This is a genomic window from Cognatundibacterium aquatile, from assembly GCF_014699135.1.
GTDB lineage: Bacteria > Pseudomonadota > Gammaproteobacteria > Burkholderiales > Burkholderiaceae_D > Undibacterium > Undibacterium aquatile.
The window spans coordinates 101,218-123,078 of record NZ_JACOFT010000006.1 but is presented as its reverse complement, the minus strand read 5'-3'; the positions used below and the strand labels follow the sequence as shown (position 1 = coordinate 123,078).

At 49.5% G+C, this 21,861-nt stretch carries 23 protein-coding genes; 8 read left to right on the top strand and 15 right to left on the bottom strand.

What is annotated here, in order from left to right; translation table 11 throughout:
• Positions 1 to 49: 49 nt before the first annotated feature.
• The 3 genes from H8K26_RS15550 (at position 50) to H8K26_RS15540 (ending at position 2,220) form a co-directional block, all read left to right on the top strand.
• Positions 50 to 889 carry an HNH endonuclease gene (locus H8K26_RS15550; protein ID WP_190480764.1) on the top strand — a complete coding sequence of 280 codons (840 nt, stop codon included), beginning with the start codon at positions 50 to 52 and terminating at the stop codon, positions 887 to 889.
• 92 nt (positions 890 to 981) lie between these two features.
• A complete protein-coding gene (locus H8K26_RS15545) occupies positions 982 to 1,461 on the top strand; it encodes a hypothetical protein (RefSeq protein WP_190480763.1) in 480 nt (159 codons plus the stop codon).
• A gap of 144 nt (positions 1,462 to 1,605) precedes the next feature.
• Complete coding sequence (locus H8K26_RS15540; protein WP_190480762.1) at positions 1,606 to 2,220, top strand: hypothetical protein; 615 nt, start codon at positions 1,606 to 1,608, stop codon at positions 2,218 to 2,220.
• A gap of 102 nt (positions 2,221 to 2,322) precedes the next feature.
• Here H8K26_RS15540 and H8K26_RS15535 read toward each other — a convergent pair whose 3' ends face one another.
• The 3 genes from H8K26_RS15535 to nirK all read right to left on the bottom strand — a co-directional run bounded on the left by H8K26_RS15535 (position 2,323) and on the right by nirK (position 5,351).
• Positions 2,323 to 2,973: an SCO family protein gene (locus H8K26_RS15535; protein ID WP_190480761.1), complete on the bottom strand. Its 651-nt coding sequence runs from the start codon at positions 2,971 to 2,973 to the stop codon at positions 2,323 to 2,325.
• Entirely contained in the window at positions 2,970 to 3,818 is an 849-nt protein-coding gene (locus H8K26_RS15530) for a formylglycine-generating enzyme family protein (RefSeq protein ID WP_223827056.1), read from the bottom strand. The genes H8K26_RS15535 and H8K26_RS15530 overlap by 4 nt, the downstream gene beginning before the upstream one ends.
• A 75-nt stretch (positions 3,819 to 3,893) precedes the next feature.
• On the bottom strand, positions 3,894 to 5,351 hold the full coding sequence (nirK, locus tag H8K26_RS15525) for a copper-containing nitrite reductase (protein ID WP_223827070.1): 1,458 nt from the start codon (positions 5,349 to 5,351) through the stop codon (positions 3,894 to 3,896).
• A gap of 465 nt (positions 5,352 to 5,816) precedes the next feature.
• On the opposite strand from nirK, the gene H8K26_RS15520 reads away from it, so the two are divergent.
• Positions 5,817 to 7,010 (top strand): amino acid aminotransferase, encoded by a 1,194-nt coding sequence (locus tag H8K26_RS15520; RefSeq protein WP_190480760.1) that lies wholly within the window; start codon positions 5,817 to 5,819, stop codon positions 7,008 to 7,010.
• Positions 7,011 to 7,104: 94 nt separating this feature from the next.
• Here the strand turns inward: H8K26_RS15520 and murI are convergent, their stop codons facing one another.
• The 3 genes from murI to H8K26_RS15505 all read right to left on the bottom strand — a co-directional run bounded on the left by murI (position 7,105) and on the right by H8K26_RS15505 (position 10,394).
• Entirely contained in the window at positions 7,105 to 7,956 is an 852-nt protein-coding gene (gene murI, locus H8K26_RS15515; protein ID WP_190480759.1) for a glutamate racemase, read from the bottom strand.
• A gap of 106 nt (positions 7,957 to 8,062) precedes the next feature.
• Positions 8,063 to 9,580 (bottom strand): fumarate hydratase, encoded by a 1,518-nt coding sequence (locus H8K26_RS15510; RefSeq protein ID WP_190480758.1) that lies wholly within the window; start codon positions 9,578 to 9,580, stop codon positions 8,063 to 8,065.
• A 214-nt stretch (positions 9,581 to 9,794) separates the two neighbouring features.
• The gene (locus tag H8K26_RS15505) at positions 9,795 to 10,394 is read right to left on the bottom strand and encodes a TIGR00645 family protein (protein ID WP_186885782.1); all 600 of its coding nucleotides are present in this window, start codon (positions 10,392 to 10,394) and stop codon (positions 9,795 to 9,797) included.
• 467 nt (positions 10,395 to 10,861) lie between these two features.
• Here H8K26_RS15505 and acs point away from each other — a divergent pair, with 467 nt between their 5' ends.
• Positions 10,862 to 12,865 carry an acetate--CoA ligase gene (acs, locus tag H8K26_RS15500; RefSeq protein ID WP_190480757.1) on the top strand — a complete coding sequence of 668 codons (2,004 nt, stop codon included), beginning with the start codon at positions 10,862 to 10,864 and terminating at the stop codon, positions 12,863 to 12,865.
• Between the two features lie 159 nt (positions 12,866 to 13,024).
• On the opposite strand, the gene H8K26_RS15495 is transcribed toward acs, so the two are convergent.
• The 3 genes from H8K26_RS15495 to H8K26_RS15485 form a co-directional block, all read right to left on the bottom strand.
• Positions 13,025 to 13,240 carry a helix-turn-helix transcriptional regulator gene (locus H8K26_RS15495; protein WP_223827055.1) on the bottom strand — a complete coding sequence of 72 codons (216 nt, stop codon included), beginning with the start codon at positions 13,238 to 13,240 and terminating at the stop codon, positions 13,025 to 13,027.
• Positions 13,241 to 13,274: 34 nt separating this feature from the next.
• Complete coding sequence (locus tag H8K26_RS15490) at positions 13,275 to 13,721, bottom strand: hypothetical protein (RefSeq protein WP_190480756.1); 447 nt, start codon at positions 13,719 to 13,721, stop codon at positions 13,275 to 13,277.
• A gap of 294 nt (positions 13,722 to 14,015) precedes the next feature.
• The gene (locus tag H8K26_RS15485) at positions 14,016 to 14,879 is read right to left on the bottom strand and encodes an AAA family ATPase (RefSeq protein ID WP_190480755.1); all 864 of its coding nucleotides are present in this window, start codon (positions 14,877 to 14,879) and stop codon (positions 14,016 to 14,018) included.
• A 267-nt stretch (positions 14,880 to 15,146) separates the two neighbouring features.
• On the opposite strand from H8K26_RS15485, the gene H8K26_RS15480 reads away from it, so the two are divergent.
• Entirely contained in the window at positions 15,147 to 15,470 is a 324-nt protein-coding gene (locus H8K26_RS15480) for a c-type cytochrome (RefSeq protein WP_186885785.1), read from the top strand.
• Positions 15,471 to 15,485: 15 nt separating this feature from the next.
• Positions 15,486 to 15,833, top strand: coding sequence for a c-type cytochrome (locus tag H8K26_RS15475; RefSeq protein ID WP_190480754.1), 348 nt, complete (start codon positions 15,486 to 15,488; stop codon positions 15,831 to 15,833).
• A 70-nt stretch (positions 15,834 to 15,903) separates the two neighbouring features.
• Here the strand turns inward: H8K26_RS15475 and H8K26_RS15470 are convergent, their stop codons facing one another.
• Positions 15,904 to 16,332, bottom strand: coding sequence for a DUF1841 family protein (locus tag H8K26_RS15470; protein ID WP_186885787.1), 429 nt, complete (start codon positions 16,330 to 16,332; stop codon positions 15,904 to 15,906).
• Between the two features lie 122 nt (positions 16,333 to 16,454).
• Here H8K26_RS15470 and H8K26_RS15465 point away from each other — a divergent pair, with 122 nt between their 5' ends.
• Positions 16,455 to 17,036 (top strand): malonic semialdehyde reductase, encoded by a 582-nt coding sequence (locus tag H8K26_RS15465; RefSeq protein WP_190480753.1) that lies wholly within the window; start codon positions 16,455 to 16,457, stop codon positions 17,034 to 17,036.
• Positions 17,037 to 17,058: 22 nt separating this feature from the next.
• On the opposite strand, the gene nth is transcribed toward H8K26_RS15465, so the two are convergent.
• The 5 genes from nth to fdxA all read right to left on the bottom strand — a co-directional run bounded on the left by nth (position 17,059) and on the right by fdxA (position 21,525).
• On the bottom strand, positions 17,059 to 17,706 hold the full coding sequence (nth, locus tag H8K26_RS15460) for an endonuclease III (protein WP_190480752.1): 648 nt from the start codon (positions 17,704 to 17,706) through the stop codon (positions 17,059 to 17,061).
• The gene (rsxB, locus tag H8K26_RS15455; RefSeq protein ID WP_390367082.1) at positions 17,703 to 18,413 is read right to left on the bottom strand and encodes an electron transport complex subunit RsxB; all 711 of its coding nucleotides are present in this window, start codon (positions 18,411 to 18,413) and stop codon (positions 17,703 to 17,705) included. Before rsxB ends, nth begins: the two co-directional genes overlap by 4 nt.
• Before the next feature lie 120 nt (positions 18,414 to 18,533).
• On the bottom strand, positions 18,534 to 19,769 hold the full coding sequence (locus H8K26_RS15450) for a polyhydroxyalkanoate depolymerase (RefSeq protein WP_186885790.1): 1,236 nt from the start codon (positions 19,767 to 19,769) through the stop codon (positions 18,534 to 18,536).
• 293 nt (positions 19,770 to 20,062) lie between these two features.
• A complete protein-coding gene (locus tag H8K26_RS15445; protein WP_186885791.1) occupies positions 20,063 to 21,133 on the bottom strand; it encodes an NAD(P)/FAD-dependent oxidoreductase in 1,071 nt (356 codons plus the stop codon).
• 68 nt (positions 21,134 to 21,201) lie between these two features.
• Positions 21,202 to 21,525, bottom strand: a complete 324-nt coding sequence (fdxA, locus tag H8K26_RS15440; protein ID WP_186898148.1) for a ferredoxin FdxA — start codon at positions 21,523 to 21,525, stop codon at positions 21,202 to 21,204.
• Between the last annotated feature and the right edge of the window lie 336 nt (positions 21,526 to 21,861).

Here is a 21,861-nt window from a genome sequence, read left to right as displayed (position 1 = left end):
CGGCGGCCCCTCACGTCAAACGTTATGCAGCATAATCGGAGTCCATTGAATGAACGTCGTCACCACCCTAGAGCAGATTAAAAACAATATCGCAGAGCTGGAGCGAGGAAGAAGAGCAAGGAACGAAGAGCAAGCGGAATACAGGACACTGATTAAGCGTGGAACCTGCTTCTTGCCATACGAGGCTCAAACGGGACTCTCATTCGCGCCATCAAGGTTTGTTGGATATATTGATAATAAACTAGCAACTCATGCAAACAATCCAGGCAGAGATGGGCGTGTTACGAACGCTGCCATAAATGCGGTGCTTGGATCCAAGCCCATTATTAACACCGTGTTGGATAAGGCTTATTTTAGTTTCTGTGAGTCAATTGGGGTAAATCCATCGAAAACAGGAACGTTTGGCGTTGAAAGAAAGTACTGGATTTCCCCTGAAGTTTCTGAGTTGCTTGATGAAATTGCTGAGAAAGATGTTTCTCAAAACCCCAACCTCACGGAAACAGAAAAGCAGCAATTGGTAAAGGCGCGCATCGGCCAAGGGGCGTTTCGGGAGAGCCTTATTTCCATGTGGAGTAAGTGCTGCGTTACCGGCTGTGAATATGTCAGTATTCTTCGGGCATCACACATAAAACCATGGAGAGACTCCACGAACGCTGAGCGTCTAGACAAATTCAATGGGCTTCTTCTGTCACCAAATTTTGATGCTCTCTTTGACAAAGGACTCATTTCTTTCACAGATAGCGGCGAAGTACTGATATCAAAAGCATTGCCGACTGCCGCACGCAAAGCGCTTGGATGTTCCAATGATGCCAAGGTATGCCTCCAGCCAGCGCATATAAAGTACATGAAATGGCACAGAGATAAGGTGTTTGTAGATGCTGCGGCATAACAATTCGGTCCAGCGGAAAGTCAGTCAGCTTCGCTGTCTGACTGCCGCTGACCTTCGTTGTTAGGCTCCCTTTTTTACACTTTGGAGGAAACATGCCAGAACCACTCATCACAGGATCAGCTATTGCCGCTGGCTGGAAAATTCTTGGCTCGCTTTACGATAAATACAACGCTTGGTCCGTAAAAAAAAGCAACTCGAAAAAAGCTCAAGAGCTCAAAGAGCGCGCTGAGAAGTTGATGAACGAGATCAACTCAAAAATTCTCGGCGGTGCTAGCAGCAGCGATCCCGACCTAGCGCCAGTGATTAAGGAATTTCTCAACCTACTTGCACAAGATGCAAAGCCGCAGGGATACGAAAAGACGCAAGATTGGATAGTGCGCGCCAGCAGACCCGCCGTTTCCGGAATAAAGCCCGTGGCGAAGAAAGCCGCAGCCAAGCCCGTTGCAAAGAAAGCCGCAGCCAAGCCCGTTGCAAAGAAAGCCGCAGCCAAGCCCGTTGCAAAGAAAGCCGCAGCCAAGCCCGTTGCAAAGAAAGTCGCAGCCAAGCCCGTTGCAAAGAAAGTCGTCGGTTAGCCGGTCGTTTGATGGCTACAAAGCGGCGGCGTGATACCGCCTAACCATTCCGTCGAGAGGGACCGCCCACAAGCTGCGCTTGTGGGTTCCCTTCGCGGCTTCGCCGCTACGGCGGCCCCTCACGTCAAACGTTAAGTACCAAACATGTCCCCCGATTTACTACCATCCATTCCAGAAATACGACGGGTCACGCAATCGCTTGCGATGCTGGATGTGATACTTTGTCCGGAATGGGAATATCGCTATTACAGCTTTGATCGCCATTGGGGGCAGGGTGAAGAGATGGCCTCGATGCGGAATGGCTGCGGCGATGACTGGTTCTTGCTGCTGGACGCTGCCGGGGCGGCGCTCAAGGGTTACGCGCACGAACTGGCTGATGATGCTGAACTTCCTCACAACATTCAGGTGCAGGTACCAGCGAATTTTGCGTCATTTTTGCAGGAGCCGGCATTTTCTATGGAATGCGCAACTTTTTGCTACTGGCGACAAATGGGCGATGTGGGCTGGAGTAAGGTCAGCAGCAGTTTAGGTCATGATGGTTCCGACGACATGCTTGCGCTGATCGTTTCGGAGCCTGCGGCCTATAAAACTTGGGCGGAAGAGTACTACGAAGTTGCTGTGTCGCTTGCCGCGGTAGAGGCGTTGTTTTCTCATCAGCCGCTTGATGATGCGCTCATTCTGGCGTTGAATCCTGATGCTGATTTAAGTGAGGTCTATGCCGAGGCTGACGCCATTGGCTACCCGACGAACGTCGTCTGACGTGTCTGTCCGCTTGCCGACAAAAGAAAAAGCCCTGCGTCAGATATCTGATGCAGGGCTTTTTTTAACGAGGTGTATTGAGCGTATTGACCGCTTGTGCTGTTACGGATTTTGCAGGGCTTTTCTGACTTGTTTCAGGAAAGCCGGATCAGACTTGCCGATTTTCTGTGTGCGCCCCACAATTTTGCCATTGCCATCCAGCAGTATCATGGCTGTGGTGTGATTGAATTCCCCGTCTTCCAGCAGGCGGTATTGAATACCCAGTGCAGCCGCAATCTTGCGGACGCTGGCAGGGTCGGTACGGGCAATGGTCCAGTATTTTGAATTCAGTTCATGCTTGCTGGCAACCGATTGCAGTGCCTGCGTATCGTCGCGTGCCGGATCGAAGGTTATCAGCATCATGGACAGATTGTCGCGCTCTGCCGGGGTCAGGTCTTTTTCCACCAGCCGCATCGATTCGATCAGCATAGGGCAGACGAATTCACATGAGTTATAAAACATGCTGACCAACACAGGTTTGCCGCGCTTGTCTGCCAGTGTGAAGGATTCGTTATTCTGATTGCTCAGTGTGGCAGCAATCTTATAAACCGAATTACCGGGCAGGGGTTTGGCAGTTGCTGTGGCGGTGACGCTGGCGCTGCTACTGGAAGTGGAGCCGTCAGCGGTTTGCGCCAGCACGGATGTGGCTGATGCCAGCAAAAGGCAGCTTGCCGAGAACAGCAGGCCGGTAGTCAATGAGTTCAGTCGTTTCATGGTTTTTCCTGAGGTAGGTTTTTCGCACAGCGAAAACCCAGTTGTCGCGTAGTGTTGGCGCCATTCATGGCGGACAGCAAGGCAACGCGCATGAGTATGGCAAAGTTATCTCTATCCTGCAGGCTGATTGCTCCGGCGCCGCAGTACTGTAATTGATCAGGGTCGCCCTGATTGCGGCTGTCTGCACTGACCAGCAAGGCATTGAAGTCGTCCACCCATTCCCAGATCAGGCCATGCATATTGCTGATGCCGTAGTAATTGGGCGCACCACCGACTTTGACCGGGCTGGAACTGCCGGGTTGGGAATACCAGGACAAAATCTTTGCCCGCCATTTCGGATCCTTGCGCGCATCGGCATGAGTTTCGTCGGCCGCTGCGACATATTCCCATTCATACCAGGAAGGAAGCCGTCCGCCTTCAGATTCGCAGTATGCCTGGGCGGCAAACCAGCTGACCTGTGTTACCGGAGTATCCGCCTGACTGGCTTCGGGGCCGGTGTCAGGTATCTGGCTGAGGTAACTCTCATCCGCAAAAATACTGGGGATATTGGCTTTTTCCCATTCAGGGTGTGCTTTGGTAAATGCAAAAAACTCTGCTGTTGTCACTGGTTGCGTGCGCAGATAAAACGCATTGATTTTGACGGGAAGATTGCTGAGGCCGCGTCCGGCAGACAGCACACTATCGATGCTGCCTGCCGGAATGGCCTGATAATTTTCCATCGATGCTGCCTGTGCTATCCCGCTGATTGATAGCAGTGACGCCACGATCAGCAAGGGAATTCCGAAGGAAACCCGTAAGCTTGCCAGCACTGTGGATGTATTACCTGGTCTGGACAAAGTACTCAACGGGTTCTCCGGTGGAAAGTAAATCAAGTTCAGTAGCTATTCAATCTATGCGCAATATCTGCCTGGTATTGGCGATCAGTGTTCAGCCGACGCTTTTACCGGGGTTTTCGCACGGATGGCCTTCACATCATCGCTCTTGATCTGGCCGCCTTTGTTATCCCAGCTGTTGAGGATATACGTCAGGATATTGGCGACTTCATCATCATTTAACTGATTCATCGGCGGCATCACAGAGTTAAATTCGCTGCCATTGACTGTGACTTTGCCACTGAGTCCCTGTAGCACTACTTTGATCGCACGCTGATGATCGGCGTTCAGGTAATCTGATTTTGTCAGAGGAGGAAAGACGCCCGGCAAGCCAGCACCATTGGATTGATGGCAGACTGAGCAGGTGCCTTCAAACAGGGCTTTTCCCGCCAGCACCTGATCTTGCAATGTCAGTGTGCCACTGGCTGCGTTGGCTGTCGCTTTGGTGACGGCAGCCAGGTTAGGGCCGGCACGGTCACCCAGGTAAACCGCATCGACCTCTTTACCGGAATAGATGGCTTTATTTTCAGGCCCATCCACTTTGATAATAGCCAGCGCACCCTTGTTGAATGCACGGAAGATGGAGTGGTCCACCATCACGAAGCTGCCCGGAACTTTGGTTGTATATTCCACGACCGCAGCACCACCAGCCGGGATCAGCGTAGTTTGTACATTTTTCTGGAAATTAGTGCCGCCTTCAAAACGTACCTTGTCGAAAATCGCACCGATCACATGGAAGCTTGACACCAGATTTGGGCCACCATTACCGACGAACAGACGGATTTTTTCATTGGTTTTAGCTTTGAGTGCCTTGTCGCCAGTCAGCGCGCCTTCAGCACCATTGAACAGAACGTAAGTTGGTCTTTCGTCGATGGCTTTTTCCATGTCAAATGGTTGCAGGCCTTTTTCACGGTATTTGCCGGTGGTGTAGAAGTCACCTTGCATGACGTAGTACTCGTGATCGACAGCAGGTAATCCTTCTGGTGGCTCTACTAAGATCAAACCATACATACCGTTACCGATGTGCATACCGACCGGAGCAGTTGCGCAGTGATAGACGTAAATGCCTTCATTGAGGGCTTTGAAAGAGAATTGGGATTCATGTCCAGGTGCAGTGAAGCTGGATGCTGCGCCGCCGCCAGGGCCTGTCACGCCGTGCAGGTCAATATTGTGTGGCATTTTGTTGGCAGGATGATTCTTCAGGTGAAATTCAACGGTGTCGCCCTGACGAACGCGGATAAAGCTCCCCGGAACCGTGCCACCAAATGTCCAGAAGGTGTAGCTCACCCCTTCAGAAATGGGCATTTCTTTCTCGATGACCTCCAGATTGACAATCACTTTTGCCGGATATTTTCTTTTAATCGGTGGCGGAACATTCGGCGGGCTGGTTAATATAGCCTGAATAGGCATACCCTGCGGTGCGCCAAAATCACCGGTGGATTTTGCAGCGGCTTTAACATTACCTGCAGCACTGGCGACAGGGGCGGTGATCAGGGTTGTGACCATTGCCAGCATTGCACAAGCCGTTTTAATTATGAGCTTCATATAAATACCTCTCAAATGATGATGGGACGTGCTGCAAAATTTTCCGGGGAGCTGCCATTTCTGTATTGCTCTGGAAAACTGGTGTCGACATCGGTGTTGGTATAAAAAGTACTGTCCGGAATGGTTACCGGTCTGATCCAGCCGAATCTCAGAGTAAAGCAAAGTGATTGCTGCAGCTATACGTCGTTAGGAGGATGTCGTTCTATAGAATGGGGGATGAAGCATATCTTTGATGCGCCTCACAGGTGGTATGCGGACAGATGGCAGAATGCATACTCACAGATACAGTTTTCCCTCGTAAAAACACTATGTGTATCCTGTTTCGCGACGCATGTATGTCAAAATGACGCCTGACTGCATTGTCTTGTGTTGCGCAACCGCATCAATGCAATGTCTTACTTATTGATAACTATCCGGAGTCATACCATGTTTCAGCACGTTGAAGCCTATCCTGGCGATCCTATCTTATCTTTGAATGAAGCATTTGGTAAAGATCCGCGGCCAAATAAAATTAATTTATCTATTGGCATTTATTTCGACGATGCAGGAAAAATCCCGATGTTGCCATCAGTGCGTGCTGCGGAGCTGAAAGTAGTGGCTGAGGCGGGGGCACGTCCTTATTTGCCGATGGAAGGCGCGGTGAATTTCCGTACAGCGGTTCAGCATTTGTTGTTTGGTGCCGAGCATGCGGCGGTCAAGGCTGGTCGCATTGTGACCTTGCAGACGGTGGGTTCCAGCGGTGGCCTGAAAGTCGGCGGCGATTTTATTCATCGTTATTTCCCCGGTTCCGTCATGCTGGTGAGTGATCCGACCTGGGACAATCACCGTGCCGTGTTTGAGGGCTCGGGAATCACGGTTAAAACGTATCCATACTATGACGCCGCGACTGGTGGTTTGCGTTTTGATGCGATGCTGGAAGCATTGAAGGCAGCAGAAAAGAAAAGCGTCGTCTTGTTGCATGCATGCTGCCACAACCCGACCGGCGTTGATCTGACGCAAGCGCAATGGCAGGCCCTGGTGCCCGTGCTGAAAGAGCGCGAGCTGATCGCTTTCCTCGATCTGGCTTATCAGGGTTATGGCGATGGCATAGAGGAAGATGCGTATGCGGTACGCTTGCTGGCCGATGAGGGCTTGAGCTTCTTTGTCGCTAATTCGTTTTCCAAGAGTATGAGTCTGTATGGCGAGCGTTGCGGTGCATTAAGTGTTGTTTGCCCGGATGCGGCGCAGGCGGTGAATGTGCTTGGTCAGATGAAGGCAACAATTCGTCGCAATTATTCGAATCCGCCTCTGCATGGTGGCCAATTAGTGGCGCGTGTGTTGACAGACCCTGAGTTGCGCCCGATGTGGGAAGCAGAGGTGGTTGCGATGCGTGACCGTATTCAGTTGATGCGCCGTCAGTTGCATGATGTGCTGAGTGCGAAATTGCCTGGCCGCGATTTCAGCTACTTCCTCACACAACGCGGCATGTTCAGCTACACCGGCCTGACTGCAGAACAATGTGATCGCCTGAAAGACGAGTTCGGCGTGTACCTGGTGCGCTCGGGTCGTATGTGCGTCGCTGGTCTGAATACTGGCAATGTGGAAGCAACGGCGAAGGCAATTGCGGCCGTGCTGAGTTAATGAGGTTATACCTGGTGCTGCTCGGTTTTGCTGAACACTGCTAAATACTGAGCATCACGCTCGCAAATAAAAACGGCGCCGTTGAGCGCCGTTTTTATTTGTCTGTCGGTATATGTTGTGGGACTACTGTGTGTATCGTGGTTGCAGGCATTTTCAATAACTGTGTGAACGCCGTTTTCAGGCTGGATTGGCTGCCCGTAGTCCAAGCGGTGACGTCGGCGGTGTCACTGCTATGCGTTAGCAAATTCGTTTTGATGAGCCGTCGTTTTAATTGCTGAGCGACAGCTAATCCGGTATCGATGATGTGTACTTGTCTGCCCGGTTCTGAGGTTTGCGCAATCACATCGTTGATGAGTGGAATAACGAACGGGTAATGCGTGCAGCCGAGCACAATGGCATCCGCACCAGCATTCAATAATGGAGTCAGGTATTTTTGTATCAAGGTAGAGGTTGTGGAGGAATGCAGTTCGCCTTTTTCTATCTGGCTCGCAAGTCCTATGCAGGCTCGCTGTTCCACTTTGATGCCGGTCGTCTGCGTCAGATGATCGCGCAGATCCTGAAATTTTTTGCTATGCAAAGTGCCTCGTGTCGCGAGGACGCCGATGACGCCGGATTGAGTCAGCGCTGCCGCAGGCTTTAAGCCGGGTTCAATGCCGACGATGATCAGATCAGGGTGGCGCTGGCGAAGTAATTGTATCGCCGCTGCAGTCGCTGTGTTACACGCCACAACCAGCGCTTTGATGTGATGTTGCAAGAGAAAATCGGTAATTGCGAGGCTGCGATCAATAATGACGGCTTCTGGTTTTTCTCCGTAAGGGGCAAAGCCGGAGTCGGCAAAATAGATCAGGGATTCTTGCGGCAGTGTCTGACGGATATGCTGCAACACTGATAAGCCGCCAACGCCGGAATCAAACACACCGATTGGTGCATCAGGGGCAAATGGCATACGTGGTTTTCATGAAAAAGGACTGAGGCAGAATTGTGCCAGTGACTCGCTGTCTGGTCTTATTCTGCTTCAGTCCTGTGGTGATTAGCTTAGGAAACTGCGGATATTACTGAACCGGAATGATGCCGATTTTTGCCTGCCATTCTTTAGGGCCGGTGTTATGCACCGAAGTCCCGTTTGAATCGACTGCCACAGTGACCGGCATATCCACCACGTCAAATTCATAAATCGCTTCCATACCCAGATCAGCGAAGCCAACAACCTTGGCAGATTTGATTGCTTTTGAGACCAGATACGCCGCGCCGCCGACTGCCATCAGATAAGCAGACTGATGCTTCTTGATCGATTCAATCGCGACCGGGCCACGTTCCGCTTTACCGATCATCGAGATCAGACCAGTTTTTTCCAGCATCATGTCGGTGAATTTATCCATGCGGGTTGCCGTGGTCGGGCCAGCCGGGCCAACCGCTTCATCGCGCACAGGATCAACCGGGCCAACGTAGTAAATTACGCGGTTGGTGAAATCAACTGGCAGCGATTCACCTTTGGCCAGCATGTCCTGAATACGTTTGTGCGCAGCATCGCGGCCGGTCAGCATTTTGCCGTTCAGCAGCAAAGTCTGGCCTGGTTTCCATGAAGCGACTTCCGCTTTTGTCAGCGTGTTCAGATCAACGCGCTTGGATTTTTCTGTATCCGGTGTCCAGTGAACATCGGGCCAATCAGACAGTTTCGGTGGTTCGATATAAGTCGGGCCAGAACCGTCGAGTACGAAGTGCGCATGACGTGTTGCCGCACAGTTAGGAATCATCGCAACTGGCTTAGATGCAGCGTGCGTCGGATACATATTGATCTTGACGTCGAGCACTGTCGTCAGACCACCCAGACCTTGCGCGCCTATGCCAAGTGCATTGACCTTGTCGCACAACTCGATACGCAATTCTTCGAGTTTGTTTTGTGGGCCGCGCTTTTTCAGCTCGTACATGTCGATGTCATCCATCAGGGATTCTTTCGCCATCAGCATAGCTTTTTCGGCTGTACCGCCGATACCTATACCCAGCATACCTGGCGGACACCAGCCTGCGCCCATGGTCGGCACGGTTTTCATGACCCAGTCCACCAGTGAATCAGATGGGTTCAGCATCACGAATTTTGTTTTGTTTTCAGAGCCGCCGCCTTTGGCTGCGACTTTGACATCAACGGTATTGCCCGGCACCAGTTCCATGTGTACCACGGCTGGCGTGTTGTCTTTGGTGTTCTTACGTTCAAACTGCGGATCGGCAACGATGGATGCGCGCAGCTTGTTATCGGCATTGTTGTAGCCCTGACGCACACCTTCGTTTACGGCATCAATGACGGAGCCGGAAAAACCTTCAAAACGCACGCCCATACCGATTTTCAGGAATACGTTGACGATGCCGGTGTCCTGGCAGATAGGGCGGTGGCCTTCAGCGCACATGCGCGAGTTTGTCAGAATCTGCGCAATCGCATCTTTCGCGGCAGGGCTTTGTTCTGCTTCATAAGCACGCGCCAGATGGGCAATGTAATCAGCAGGATGGTAGTAACTGATGAATTGCAGGGCTGCAGCAACGGATTCGATCAGGTCGTCTTGTTTAATGACTGTCATGATGTGGCTCTTGGCTAGGTGAATGAAAAAAGCGAGGGTTCTTTGCGCTGTATCTTTGCTGTGCCGATATTGGCACAGCGAATATTGGCGCGGGTATCAACCAGTGATGTGGCGGAACCCCAATAAAGATACGGGTGTCCAGATGACTGCTCAGGAAGACCGCATGAATATTGGGAGGCAGGGCACATGATTGGTTTGAGTTTGTGCGTTGTTATTAATGTTTAGCAGCGGCTTGCTGTGTCTTGGTCATAATCTGATCGCAGTAGGCGATTGCCATCGCGGACAGCAGAAACGCAATGTGTATTGCCGTCTGCGCGATGATCACTTCTGATTTGTAATTGCCGGCATTGATAAATGTTTTCAGCAAATGAATAGAGGAAATTCCGATGATCGCCATCGCCAATTTCACTTTCAGTACCGAAGCATTGACGTGCGACAGCCATTCCGGCTGATCCGGGTGACCGTCCAGCCCGAGACGGGAAACAAATGTTTCATAGCCGCCGATAATCACCATGATTAACAGGTTGGAAATCATCACCACGTCAATTAATCCCAACACCACCAGCATGATCGTGGTTTCTGTCAGTTTGGTCGGACGATCACCGCCAGTGGAAACCGCATCAAGAATGTGTTGCAGCGCAGCTTGATTGCCAAGTGCAGCACCGATCAGGTCAACCAGTTCTACCCAGAAATGAAAGACATAAACGCATTGCGCAAGGATCAGGCCGAGATACAGTGGCAGTTGCAACCAGCGGCTGAAAAATATCAGGTTAGCGAGTGGCGATAGTTTGCTATGGGTTTCTGGTGTTGACATGTGGTGTTCTCTTCGTCTCTTTAGGGCTTACGCAAAGCCGTCCCAGTGGCGTTATGGCTCCCGACCGACCTATTCGTACTGTCTTCGTCGCCATGCTTTGCCGGTACAACTTTGCGTAAGCCCTGTCTTTATCTGCCAGGTTGACATGAATGCAGGCGGTATTTTACATGGGCACTGACTGATCGTGTGAGAACGCTGGATTTGTTGAAGCGGTTTATTTTTGTGTGGCAACAGAGTGCGGCGGCAGATCGGCACGGCATAGCATTGGTGATGCCACTGCTGTTCTCGTTGTGATTGTTGTATTGTATGAGTGGCAGGATTTTACTGCAGATCTGATGTGGTAAATTGGTATTGTTTTGGTATTGCTTGCGCTTGCAAACCGTAAGGCTTGAGTAAGTCTCCAAGTTTAAGGTTTGCCTATTACTTCGTTGATGATTTCAATCAAACTATAAAAATTGGAGACACGTATGTCAGACCTTAATACCGCCCAAAATTCAGCGTCAGATGTAAAAGCCGAATCCCGGATTTTCCCTCCGCCAGCCGCTTTCGCTGCGAATGCAACGATTTCCGGCATGGATGCCTACCACGCGATGTGCAAGGAAGCAGAAACCGATTACGAAGGTTTCTGGGCCAAACTTGCGCGTGAAAATCTGCATTGGCACAAGCCATTTGAAACGGTGCTGGATGAAACCGATGCGCCGTTTTACAAATGGTTTGAAGATGGTCTGATGAACGTGTCTTACAACTGCCTGGATGTGAATCTGCAAAAAGGGAATGGCGATAAAGTTGCTGTCATTTTCGAGGCAGATGGCGGTGAGGTCACCAAAGTGACTTACAAAGAATTGCATCACAAGGTCTGCCAGTTTGCGAATGGATTGAAGTCGCTCGGCATCACTAAAGGTGATCGCGTTGTGATTTATATGCCGATGTCAGTGGAAGGCGTGGTCGCAATGCAAGCCTGCGCACGTATCGGCGCGACGCATTCCGTGGTGTTTGGCGGGTTTTCTGCAAAATCCTTGCATGAACGTATCGTTGACGTGGGGGCAGTCGCCGTTATCACCGCAGACGAACAGGTACGTGGTGGTAAACATCTGCCACTGAAAGTGATCGTGGATGAAGCGCTGACGCTTGGCGACTGCGAAAAAGTTAAAAATGTCGTGATCTACAAACGCACTGGCGGTGCAATTAATCTGACTGCCGGACGCGATCTGTGGATGAACGATCTGGTTGCCAATCAGTCTGCTGTCTGCGAGCCTGAATGGGTCAGCGCCGAGCATCCGCTGTTTATTCTTTACACTTCCGGCTCCACCGGCAAGCCAAAAGGCGTGCAGCATTCTTCCGGCGGTTACTTGTTGTGGGCGATTCTCACAATGAAGTGGACCTTTGATATCAAACCATCTGACGTATTCTGGTGTACTGCCGATATCGGCTGGGTCACAGGCCATACCTACATTACCTATGGCCCGCTGGCAGTCGGTGCGACAGAAATTGTATTCGAAGGTATTCCAACCTTCCCGAATGCAGGACGTTTCTGGGACATGGTAGAAAAACATAAAGCGACGATTTTCTATACTGCACCAACGGCAATCCGTTCACTGATCAAAGCCGCCGATGCGGATGCCAATGTGCATCCGGCAAAATTTGATCTGTCGTCCCTGCGCTTGCTGGGCTCGGTGGGCGAGCCGATTAATCCGGAAGCTTGGATGTGGTACTACAACAATATCGGGCGTGGCAATTGCCCTATCGTTGATACATTCTGGCAGACGGAAACCGGTGGTCACATGATGACCCCATTGCCAGGCGCAACGCCGCTCGTACCTGGTTCCTGCACCTTGCCTTTACCCGGAATCATGTCGGCCATTGTGGATGAAACTGGCCATGATTTGCCGAACGGGCAGGGCGGTATTCTGGTTGTGAAACGTCCATGGCCAGCGATGATACGCACAATCTGGGGCGATCCGGAGCGCTTCAAAAAAGGCTATTTCCCAGAGGAATTCGGCGGCAAGATTTATCTCGCCGGTGACGGCGCCATCCGCAATAAAGACACCGGCTACTTCACTATTACCGGTCGTATTGACGACGTACTGAATGTGTCTGGTCACCGCATGGGCACGATGGAAATTGAATCGGCACTGGTTGCACATCCGCTGGTGGCAGAAGCAGCCGTGGTCGGCAAGCCTGATGACACCACAGGTGAAGCGATTTGCGCATTCGTGGTGCTGAAACGCAGCCGTCCGATTGGCGATGAAGCGAAACAAATTGCGACAGAACTGCGTAACTGGGTTGCCAAAGAAATCGGCCCGATTGCCAAACCAAAAGAAATTCGTTTTGGTGATAATTTGCCTAAAACCCGCTCCGGCAAAATCATGCGTCGCTTATTGCGCGTTCTGGCAAAAGGCGAAACCATCACGCAAGACGTATCAACTCTCGAAAATCCAGCCATTCTTGATCAGTTGAAAGAAGCGCAGTAATTGATTTAGCCGTTGAATAAACGACGGTTTTTCTACTCAGCAAAAACGGCATTACCTGAACGGTGATGCCGTTTTTTTTTGCCGAATTTGCGCAGAGTTTGATAGATGCAAGCGTCTGCGCATTGATGATGCTGAATGTCTTATCGCTTGTTTCCTTGTTTATTCCGGAAGAACTTCCAAACTAAATAGCTGTTCAATGGGTACTTGTAAGCAGCGTGCAAGTTTGAGCGCCAAAATAATCGATGGCACCATATTCCCCGTCTCAATGGCGTTGATTGATTTTCGGGTGATGCCACTCATTTCTGCAAGGTCCGCCTGAGTCAGATCGCGCATCGCTCGCTGCACCTTCATGGTGGTTTTCAATTGTTCATTCATTTTATTGGCTCAAGAAAAATGGGCGGATCATCGACTAGCGATCCAGTATGAGTGTGGTAGCGATGAAGACGCTGAAGCCAAGCGTCAGGCTCATGCTGCACATGAGCCAAACGTTATTTTGTTGAATGAGTTGTAGTAAAAGGGCGAGTGTCGGTTGTGCGAATAAAACGCCGATAAATCCGTAACGATAGGCACGGTGCGCGCTCGCGACACGCAGCTCGTCTTCGAGTACGGCTTTCATCGCTGAGTCATTAGGGTCTAGCTTGAGCCCTTTTTTTCGAATAGAAAATATTCCTGCAACAATGAATATTGGCAGGATTTGTAAAAGCTGCTGTAGTCGATTGCCCCAGCCAGATTCAGGAAAGAGATTGATGGCGAGGGCGATTGCTCCTAGGAGAGCAACGACAATCAATGCAAGCCACAACATTGTTCGCGAAGCGTGAATAAGCTGATCGGTTTTTGCTCTATCTGATTTTTGCATGATGATCCTCTTCCTGAAAATGAATTATCGAATAGTCTATTAAGCCGGAGAATGGTAACTCATAAAACTCAAAAAGTAACTTATAAGTTACTTTTTTTGTTTTCAATTCACGCGGTCTCATTTTGCGACAATAGGAGCTTTTAGAAAAATTAGGGTATTGAGGCGAGAGTCGGAGAAACTGTTCTCTGCTAATTCTGAAAATTGCGGAGGGTTTTGAACGAGAAATTTTGATGTGACGCGCAGAGCACTGGTGTATGCAAGCGTCTGCGCGTTGATGTGGAATTGATTAGCGAATTAGCGGCTGTTGCGGGACATGAAGATCAGGCGTTCAAACAAGTGCACGTCTTGCTCATTTTTCAGCAGGGCACCATGCAGTGGCGGCACGATGGCTTTATTGTCTTTACTGCGCAGGGCGTCGGCTGGAATATCTTCTGCCAGCAAGAGTTTCAGCCAGTCGATAAATTCGGATGTGGAAGGTTTTTTCTTCAGGCCGGCCACGTCGCGCACTTCGTAAAACGTCTGCAAAGCTTGTGTCAGTAGATCTGCCTTGAGTTTGGGGAAGTGGACATCGACAATTTTTTGCATTGTCTCTTTGTCTGGGAATTTAATGTAATGGAAAAAGCAGCGGCGCAAAAATGCATCCGGCAATTCTTTTTCATTATTGGATGTGATGATGACCAGTGGTCGATGTTTGGCGCGCACCATTTCACGTGTTTCGTAGACGTAGAATTCCATGCGATCGAGTTCGCGCAGCAAATCATTCGGGAATTCGATATCGGCTTTATCAATTTCATCGATCAGCAGCACGACCGGCTGGTCAGCTGTAAACGCCTGCCATAAAACACCTTTGACGATGTAGTTATGGATGTCTTTGACGCGCTCATCGCCAAGCTGGGAGTCGCGCAAGCGGGAGACGGCATCGTATTCGTAAAGGCCTTGCTGGGCTTTGGTGGTGGATTTGATGTGCCATTGCAGTAAGGGCATATTCAGCGCTGCCGCCACTTCTTCTGCCAGCATGGTTTTGCCGGTGCCGGGTTCGCCTTTGATCAGTAGCGGACGCTGCAGTTTTAACGCAGCGTTGACGGCAAGTTTCAAATCATCGGTGGCGACGTAGTTGTCGGCGCCATCAAAACGGAGAGTCGTAGTTTCCAGCGTCATGGTGGTATCAGAAGAGTTAAATAAGCTTATTGAGTATAAGCGAGAATCTGTAATTTTGTGAACGGATGTGCGTTTTTCTAAATTAGCAAAATCGCCTTTTGTAGAGCTACACGACACAGGACGCAACAAACTGCTGCATGGTTGTGCAAATTGTGGGTTTTTGCTGACTTTTTTTTACGCAAAATTGATTTTGATCATATAGAATGCTGAGCTACATCAAGGTGTTGTCTTCATTTTTCAGTTTGTATAATTCTTATTAAAGCTCATATGAAAAAACTGTTCGCACTCCTCGTTTTCACGAGTCTCGCTCAAGCTGCAGCAGCGGCTGAAGTTGTTGGCAATGCTAAAGATGCTGCTGATAAAAAAATTGCTATGTGCATAGGTTGCCATGCCATTCCTGGATACAAGGCGACATACCCTGAAGTTTTTCAAGTCCCGATGATCGGCGGGCAGTCTGCTAAATACATAGAAAGTGCGCTGAAAGCATACCAAAAGGGTGAACGTAAACATCCATCTATGCGCGGTATTGCTGGTAGCCTGACTGATCAGGATATCGCTGATTTAGCTGCTTACTATTCACAACAAAAATAAGAGTCGGAGATCAAGATGAAAAAAGTCAAATTACTGGCGTTGCTGCTTTCGTTCTTTTCTGTTTCTGCTTTTGCTGCGGGCAATATTGAGGCTGGCAAAGCGGCAACTGAAAAAAATAACTGTGCGTCTTGCCACGGTAAAGATTACAACTCGCCGATTGATCCGGCTTACCCTAAACTGGCTGGGCAACATGTGGATTATCTGGCGCAGGCATTGAAGGCGTATCAGCGCGGTGCGGATGGCGCGAATGGGCGTGGCAATGCGATTATGGGCGGACAGGCAAAGGCTTTGTCGAATACTGATATTCAAAATATTGCTGCTTACCTGCACAGCTTGCCTGGCAGTCTGGTACTGAAAAAATAAGCCAGAAAAACGCTCGTTCATTGAGTGCAAAGCGTAAAAAGATAAAAAGCCACGTTGAACGTGGCTTTTTTTATCGGCATCGTTGTTGTAAGGCCTCAATATAGGCCTGACCATCCGGTGGCAGCCCGGTTCGCTGGGAGTTCCAGATCATCTCACCCAGACATTCCATGATCTGATGGTGTGCTTCATGTTCTGAGTTGTATTTGTTGGCGAGCATCTGAAATGCTGCTTTGACGCCGCGTGGCTGATCGACGGAGATTTGCTCTGAAATCGACAGATGCATCGATAAATGTAGAAAAGGATTGGTTTGCCCCTGATCGACGCTGTAATTCGCCTGCAGCGCTTCTTCTGCATCGTGTAAAGTCTCATCGTATTCAGGGTGTTGCCTGATCCAGTCTGAAGCAATCGCTTCCAGTGGTGTCAGAATCTCACGTGCCTGGTTTTTTCTGTAGGTTTCGCAAAAAAAACGTCTGACATCTTGTTGGCTGGGGTTAAACATAACATTGATACCGGAGCTTAAATTTGAAGTTTGCTATTGTAGGGGATTTTTCATTTATCGCTTTGAAGCCTGAACATTTTCAGACTTCATTTATTCATCTGCCACAGTAAAAAGGAAAAACAATGCTGAATCAAGACGCCCTCGACACTCTATTTTCCCACGCCCGCACGCATAATGTCTGGCTCGCCAAGCCAGTCAGCGACGCGCAGTTGTATCAGATTTATGAATTGATGAAGTGGGGCGCGACTGCTGCGAATTCAACGCCGGCGCGCATAGTCTTTGTAAAGTCGGACGCTGAAAAGGAAAAGTTAGCTGCCTGCGTCTCTGCGGGAAATGTCGATAAGGTAAAAACTGCACCGGTGACTGCCATTGTCGGTATGGATATGGCGTTTTATGAACAATTGCCTAAACTCTTCCCGCATACCGATGCGCGTTCATGGTTCGTCGGGAATCAGGCGGCGATTGAGTCGACGGCATTTCGTAATTCGTCATTGCAAGGCGCTTATCTGATGCTGGCGGCGCGAGCGATTGGTCTGGATTGCGGGCCTATGTCTGGCTTTGACGCAGAGAAGATCGATCAAAGTTTTTTTGCTGGAACGGAAGTGAAAGTTAATTTTATCTGTAATCTGGGTTATGGCGATGCAGAGAAATTATTCCCTCGTTCGCCACGTCTCAGTTTTGAAGAAGCCTGCAAAATCGTTTAACTATTCACTGCGCCCTTATTTTTTACACTTTGTCGGGTAAGGGCGTTTTTTGTTTGTACTCGCATAAGTCAGCGATCATACAATTCCAGCATTTGGGTTTTCTGGCGATACAGGTGTAACGACCATGCAGGATCAGCCAGTGATGGGCGTCCTGACGGAATTCTTTTGGTACGAATTTCATCAGTTTTTGTTCGACAATATCAACATTTTTACCCGGTGCGATGCCGGTACGATTTGATACTCTGAAAATGTGCGTATCGACCGCGATGGTTGGTTCACCAAACGCAGTATTCATCACAACGTTGGCGGTTTTTCTGCCGACACCGGGCAAGGCTTCCAACGCTTCGCGGTTGCGCGGCACTTCGCTATGATGCTCCGTCATCAGCAGATGACAGGTCGCTATCACATTTTTTGCTTTGGTCCTGAACAAGCCTATCGTCTGAATATACGGAATTAATCCATCAACACCGAGAGCGTAAATTGCTTCAGGGGTGTTGGCGACTGTATACAGCACGCGGGTAGCCTTGTTGACGGAAACATCGGTTGCCTGAGCCGACAATAAGACCGCAATCAGTAATTCGAAAGGCGTTTTGTATTCAAGTTCTGTCGTTGGATGCGGGTTTTCTTTTTGCAGACGCGTAAAAATGGCATGCCGTTTTTCTGCATTCATGATTTATTTTGCTCCGCTTCTGCTGCAATTTTTTTTAATCTGGCGCGTTCCATTGCGGCAGCAATCACCGCCTTTTTACGTTCTTTGCTGCGTATTTCTTCCTCGCTCAGCGCAGGTTCCAATTCCAGCGCCTTTAGTTTTGCGGCAGCCTTGGCCGCCAGGCGTTCGTCATTTTCACGCTTTTCACGCGCTAAACGCATGGTTCTGAATTCAAATTGCTGACGCGCGCTATTTGCCTGTTCCTGACTCCATGCGTCCCAACCGGTTTCCCCCTCAGTCGCCGGTAACATCGCGATGCAATCGACAGGGCAGGGGGTAACGCAGAGATCGCAACCTGTGCATAACTCTGCAATCACCGTATGCATCTGCTTAGGCGCACCAATAATCGCATCGACGGGGCATGCTTGTATGCAAAGCGTGCAACCTATGCAGTAGGCTTCATCAATGACCGCAACCGGGCGTTCCCGTTCAGCACCGCGGCCGATATCGAGTGCGATCACGGGCTGACCCAGCAAGTGTGCCAGACGTTCCACCCCTTGTTGACCACCCGGAGGGCATTGGTTATAGCTGGCTTCGCCAGAGGCAATTGCGGTGGCGTATAGGTGGCAGGATGGATAGCCACATTTTGTGCATTGCGTCTGCGGAAGCAGATCTTCGATTTGTGCTGCGATGGAAGTGGACACGGGAAATGAAGTAAACAAATAAATACGTTGTGCGAAGCCGAGATTATCTACGCAAATTTCAGGAACAACAATGGAAAAAGCCACTATCCGTGAGAATAGTGGCTGCTGATTCGCCGTCCTGACGCCTTGTGGATGGCAATGAAATCAGGCGTGTTTTTGAATAAATTCAGCAATTTTTGGCGCGATGATTTCGCGCCAGCGACGTCCTGAAAAAATACCATAATGTCCACAGCCGGGCGCGACGAAATCCTGTTTCATGTTTGCCGGGATGCTACTGCAAAGTTCGTGTGCGGCCTGAGTTTGCCCCGCGCCGGAAATATCATCCAGCTCACCCTCAACAGTGAATAAAGCCACCGTTTTGATGTCCTGCGGACGCACTGGCTTGCCTTCGACTTCCCAGGTTCCTTTAGGTAAATGGAATTCCTGAAACACGGTTTTAATGGTTTCGAGGTAGTAATCGGCTGGCATATCCAGCACTGCATTGTATTCGTCGTAAAACTTGCGATGCTGTTCGGCAGATTCGTCATCGCCTTTCACCAGATGCTGGTAAAAATCCCAGTGGCTTTGAGCATGGCGATCCGGATTCATGGCAACAAAACCAGTGTGTTGCAAAAAGCCCGGATAGACTTTGCGACCGTAGCCCGGGTAGTTTGCCGGTACGCTGTAAATAACCGTATTTTCAAACCACGAGAATTTCTTTTCGGTGGCGAGGTTATTGACTTGTGTCGGCGATTTGCGCGGGTCTATCGGCCCACCCATCATCGTCATTGTTTTCGGTAAATGTGGATCGTTATCCGTCGCCATCAGGGAAATCGCTGCCAGTACCGGCACAGTAGGCTGGCATACAGAAATAACGTGTACGTCCGGGCCTAAAGTGCGGATAAATTCCTGCACGTAGTAGATGTAGTCATGTAAATGGAAGCGGCCTTCCGACAGTGGCACCATGCGGGCGTCTGTCCAGTCGGTGATGTAGACATCATGAAGCGGCAATAAGCCACGAACCGTATCGCGCAGTAGGGTTGAATGGTGCCCGGAGAGTGGCGCAACCAGCAATACTGTCGGCTGCTTTAATTTTTGCAGATCTTTTGTTGGTAATACTTTTTTAAAGTGCAGCAGCTTGCAGAAAGGTTTAATGACCGCCGTTTCCTGAGTAATTTCAACGACTTGTTTGTTGATGGTCGTTGATGTGATGCCAAACTCTGGTTTCTCGTAATCTTTTCCTAAGCGAAACATTAACTCGTAACCAGCGGCAACTCTTTGCGCGTAAGGTGTATGCGCAAGGGGAGAAACCGGGTTAGTGAATAACTTGGATGATGCTTCTGCCCATTGAGTGAGCGGGGTCAGGAAAGCGCGATTAAGTTCGTGAAGTTGATAGAGCATGATGACATCTTTCTGGTCAAAGACGGATAGTCCGTTTTCTTACAACTGATTGGATTTTAGGAAAAGTTCTCTCTGCTTATGGCAGTATTTTTATAGGGATATTGCATTGCATCATAAACCAGTTTTGAATTTTTTGGTTTTTCTGTTGCTGCTGCTGATCGTTCGTGTGCAAATTAATGTTACAAACGTGATCAGGATATAAATTTATTGCCGAATAAGTATGATTCGATCATTTTTTCCCAATAAAAAAGCGCAAAGTTTTTACCTTTGCGCTTTTTTAGAAATGATACGACTTAGTCGAATGTCGGTGTATCCACACCCAGAATCTTGTGCAGTTTTGGTGATGTTGTCGTGTATTGCATGTGAATTTTCTTTTCAGGGAAAATATACGGTGCTGCACCGAAAGCAGCCAGCGCCGCTTCGTGGAAGCCCGACAAAATCAGTTTTTTCTTACCAGGATAAGTGTTGATATCACCCACCGCGAAAATACCCGGAACATTGGTTTCAAACTTCTCAGTGTCCATGACTTTCAATTGCTTGCGTTCGATTTCCAGACCCCACTCAGCGATAGGGCCGAGTTTTGGAGAGAGGCCGAAGAACACCAGCAAATTATCCAGCGGCATGCGGCGTGTGACGCCGTCTGCACCTGTCACTTTGATTTCAGACAGCAGGTCATCTTTGGTTTCAATGCCGGTAACCTGACCGATAGTCAGTTGCATTTCATAGTTGTCGCACAGCTCTTTCATCTTAGCGACAGAGGCTGGCGCTGCGCGGAAATCGTCGCGACGATGCAGAAGCACGATGGATTCTGCTTTGCCCACCAGATTCAATGCCCAGTCGAGCGCGGAATCGCCGCCGCCGCAGATCACCAGATTTTTGCCGTGGAACTGGCTAGGATCTTTGACGCGGTAGAACACCTGTTTGCCTTCAAACGCTTCTATGCCGTCGACTTTTAAGGTACGAGGTTGGAATGAGCCAACGCCTGCCGCAATGAAAATCGTTTTGGTGATAAAGCGGGTGCCTGTCGATGTTTCGAGGTCGAAACGACCATCTTCACGACGCGCAACCAGCGTGACTTCCTGACCCAGATGGAAAGTAGGTTCAAACGGTTCGATTTGCTTGAGCAGATTGTCAGTTAATTCCTGGCCTGTGCAGACAGGAACTGCAGGGATGTCATAAATCGGTTTATCAGGATACAACTCTACGCATTGACCGCCAACTACTGGCAGAGAATCAATGACGTGGGCTTTGATTTCGAGCAGGCCTAATTCGAACACCTGAAACAGGCCAACCGGACCTGCGCCAATGATGACGGCATCTGCTTCAATAACGCCATTTGCCTGGGTAGTTTGTTTGTTTTCCATACGACTAGATAGTTCCTGATATTGCTTAAAATTATGTGGATAAGCTGGACGGAGTTATCCGCGCCAGATTAGCGCTCCAGATATTGCAGTTTGTCTTTGACATCTTTCCAGTCATCCGCATCAGTGAGCGGTGCCACTGTTTTGGTGATGGAAGGCCAGTTGCGTGTCAGATCCGCATTGATCTTGATGAATTGTTGCTGGTCGGACGGCACATCTTCTTCAGCATAAATTGCATTTGCCGGGCATTCTGCAACGCAAACGGCGCAATCGATGCATTCGTCCGGATCAATAACCAGGAAATTCGGGCCAGCACGGAAGCAGTCCACTGGGCAGACATCCACGCAATCGGTATAACGGCAGCGGATGCAGGATTCGGTCACAACGTGGGTCATAACAGTCCAATCTAAAAAATTCGGGATGTTGGCGCAGCCAGATCGCAGAAAAACACATGCTTAGGCTGCAAAGCCTTGTATTTTAAGGCAATTTAAGAGTTCTCACAAACTGCACTTATATCGTTTGCGCATAAGCAAATGCGAACAGGGATTAAAAGCGATTCTGGATGTGCGCTTTTGTCAGCGGAAACGCAAAATCTTATTTTAAGTGGATTCACGATCATTGTTATTGATATGGGTCACTATCGATGAAAATCATCTATAGCATTCATTGCTGAGATGAAAGTTTTTAAGGACGCAGCGGAACCCGGAAAAACTTCTTTTTCGAGGTTAAGA

Bases quoted from the DNA above. Each gene is read 5' to 3' on its own strand.
- H8K26_RS15550 (WP_190480764.1), top strand. From the start codon at position 50: ATGAACGTCGTCACCACCCTAGAGCAGATTAAAAACAATATCGCAGAG.
- H8K26_RS15545 (WP_190480763.1), top strand. From the start codon at position 982: ATGCCAGAACCACTCATCACAGGATCAGCTATTGCCGCTGGCTGGAAA.
- H8K26_RS15540 (WP_190480762.1), top strand. From the start codon at position 1,606: ATGTCCCCCGATTTACTACCATCCATTCCAGAAATACGACGGGTCACG.
- H8K26_RS15535 (WP_190480761.1), bottom strand. From the start codon at position 2,973: ATGAAACGACTGAACTCATTGACTACCGGCCTGCTGTTCTCGGCAAGC.
- nirK (WP_223827070.1), bottom strand. From the start codon at position 5,351: ATGGTCACAACCCTGATCACCGCCCCTGTCGCCAGTGCTGCAGGTAAT.
- H8K26_RS15520 (WP_190480760.1), top strand. From the start codon at position 5,817: ATGTTTCAGCACGTTGAAGCCTATCCTGGCGATCCTATCTTATCTTTG.
- murI (WP_190480759.1), bottom strand. From the start codon at position 7,956: ATGCCATTTGCCCCTGATGCACCAATCGGTGTGTTTGATTCCGGCGTT.
- H8K26_RS15510 (WP_190480758.1), bottom strand. From the start codon at position 9,580: ATGACAGTCATTAAACAAGACGACCTGATCGAATCCGTTGCTGCAGCC.
- H8K26_RS15505 (WP_186885782.1), bottom strand. From the start codon at position 10,394: ATGTCAACACCAGAAACCCATAGCAAACTATCGCCACTCGCTAACCTG.
- acs (WP_190480757.1), top strand. From the start codon at position 10,862: ATGTCAGACCTTAATACCGCCCAAAATTCAGCGTCAGATGTAAAAGCC.
- H8K26_RS15495 (WP_223827055.1), bottom strand. From the start codon at position 13,240: ATGAATGAACAATTGAAAACCACCATGAAGGTGCAGCGAGCGATGCGC.
- H8K26_RS15490 (WP_190480756.1), bottom strand. From the start codon at position 13,721: ATGCAAAAATCAGATAGAGCAAAAACCGATCAGCTTATTCACGCTTCG.
- H8K26_RS15485 (WP_190480755.1), bottom strand. From the start codon at position 14,879: ATGACGCTGGAAACTACGACTCTCCGTTTTGATGGCGCCGACAACTAC.
- H8K26_RS15480 (WP_186885785.1), top strand. From the start codon at position 15,147: ATGAAAAAACTGTTCGCACTCCTCGTTTTCACGAGTCTCGCTCAAGCT.
- H8K26_RS15475 (WP_190480754.1), top strand. From the start codon at position 15,486: ATGAAAAAAGTCAAATTACTGGCGTTGCTGCTTTCGTTCTTTTCTGTT.
- H8K26_RS15470 (WP_186885787.1), bottom strand. From the start codon at position 16,332: ATGTTTAACCCCAGCCAACAAGATGTCAGACGTTTTTTTTGCGAAACC.
- H8K26_RS15465 (WP_190480753.1), top strand. From the start codon at position 16,455: ATGCTGAATCAAGACGCCCTCGACACTCTATTTTCCCACGCCCGCACG.
- nth (WP_190480752.1), bottom strand. From the start codon at position 17,706: ATGAATGCAGAAAAACGGCATGCCATTTTTACGCGTCTGCAAAAAGAA.
- H8K26_RS15450 (WP_186885790.1), bottom strand. From the start codon at position 19,769: ATGCTCTATCAACTTCACGAACTTAATCGCGCTTTCCTGACCCCGCTC.
- H8K26_RS15445 (WP_186885791.1), bottom strand. From the start codon at position 21,133: ATGGAAAACAAACAAACTACCCAGGCAAATGGCGTTATTGAAGCAGAT.
- fdxA (WP_186898148.1), bottom strand. From the start codon at position 21,525: ATGACCCACGTTGTGACCGAATCCTGCATCCGCTGCCGTTATACCGAT.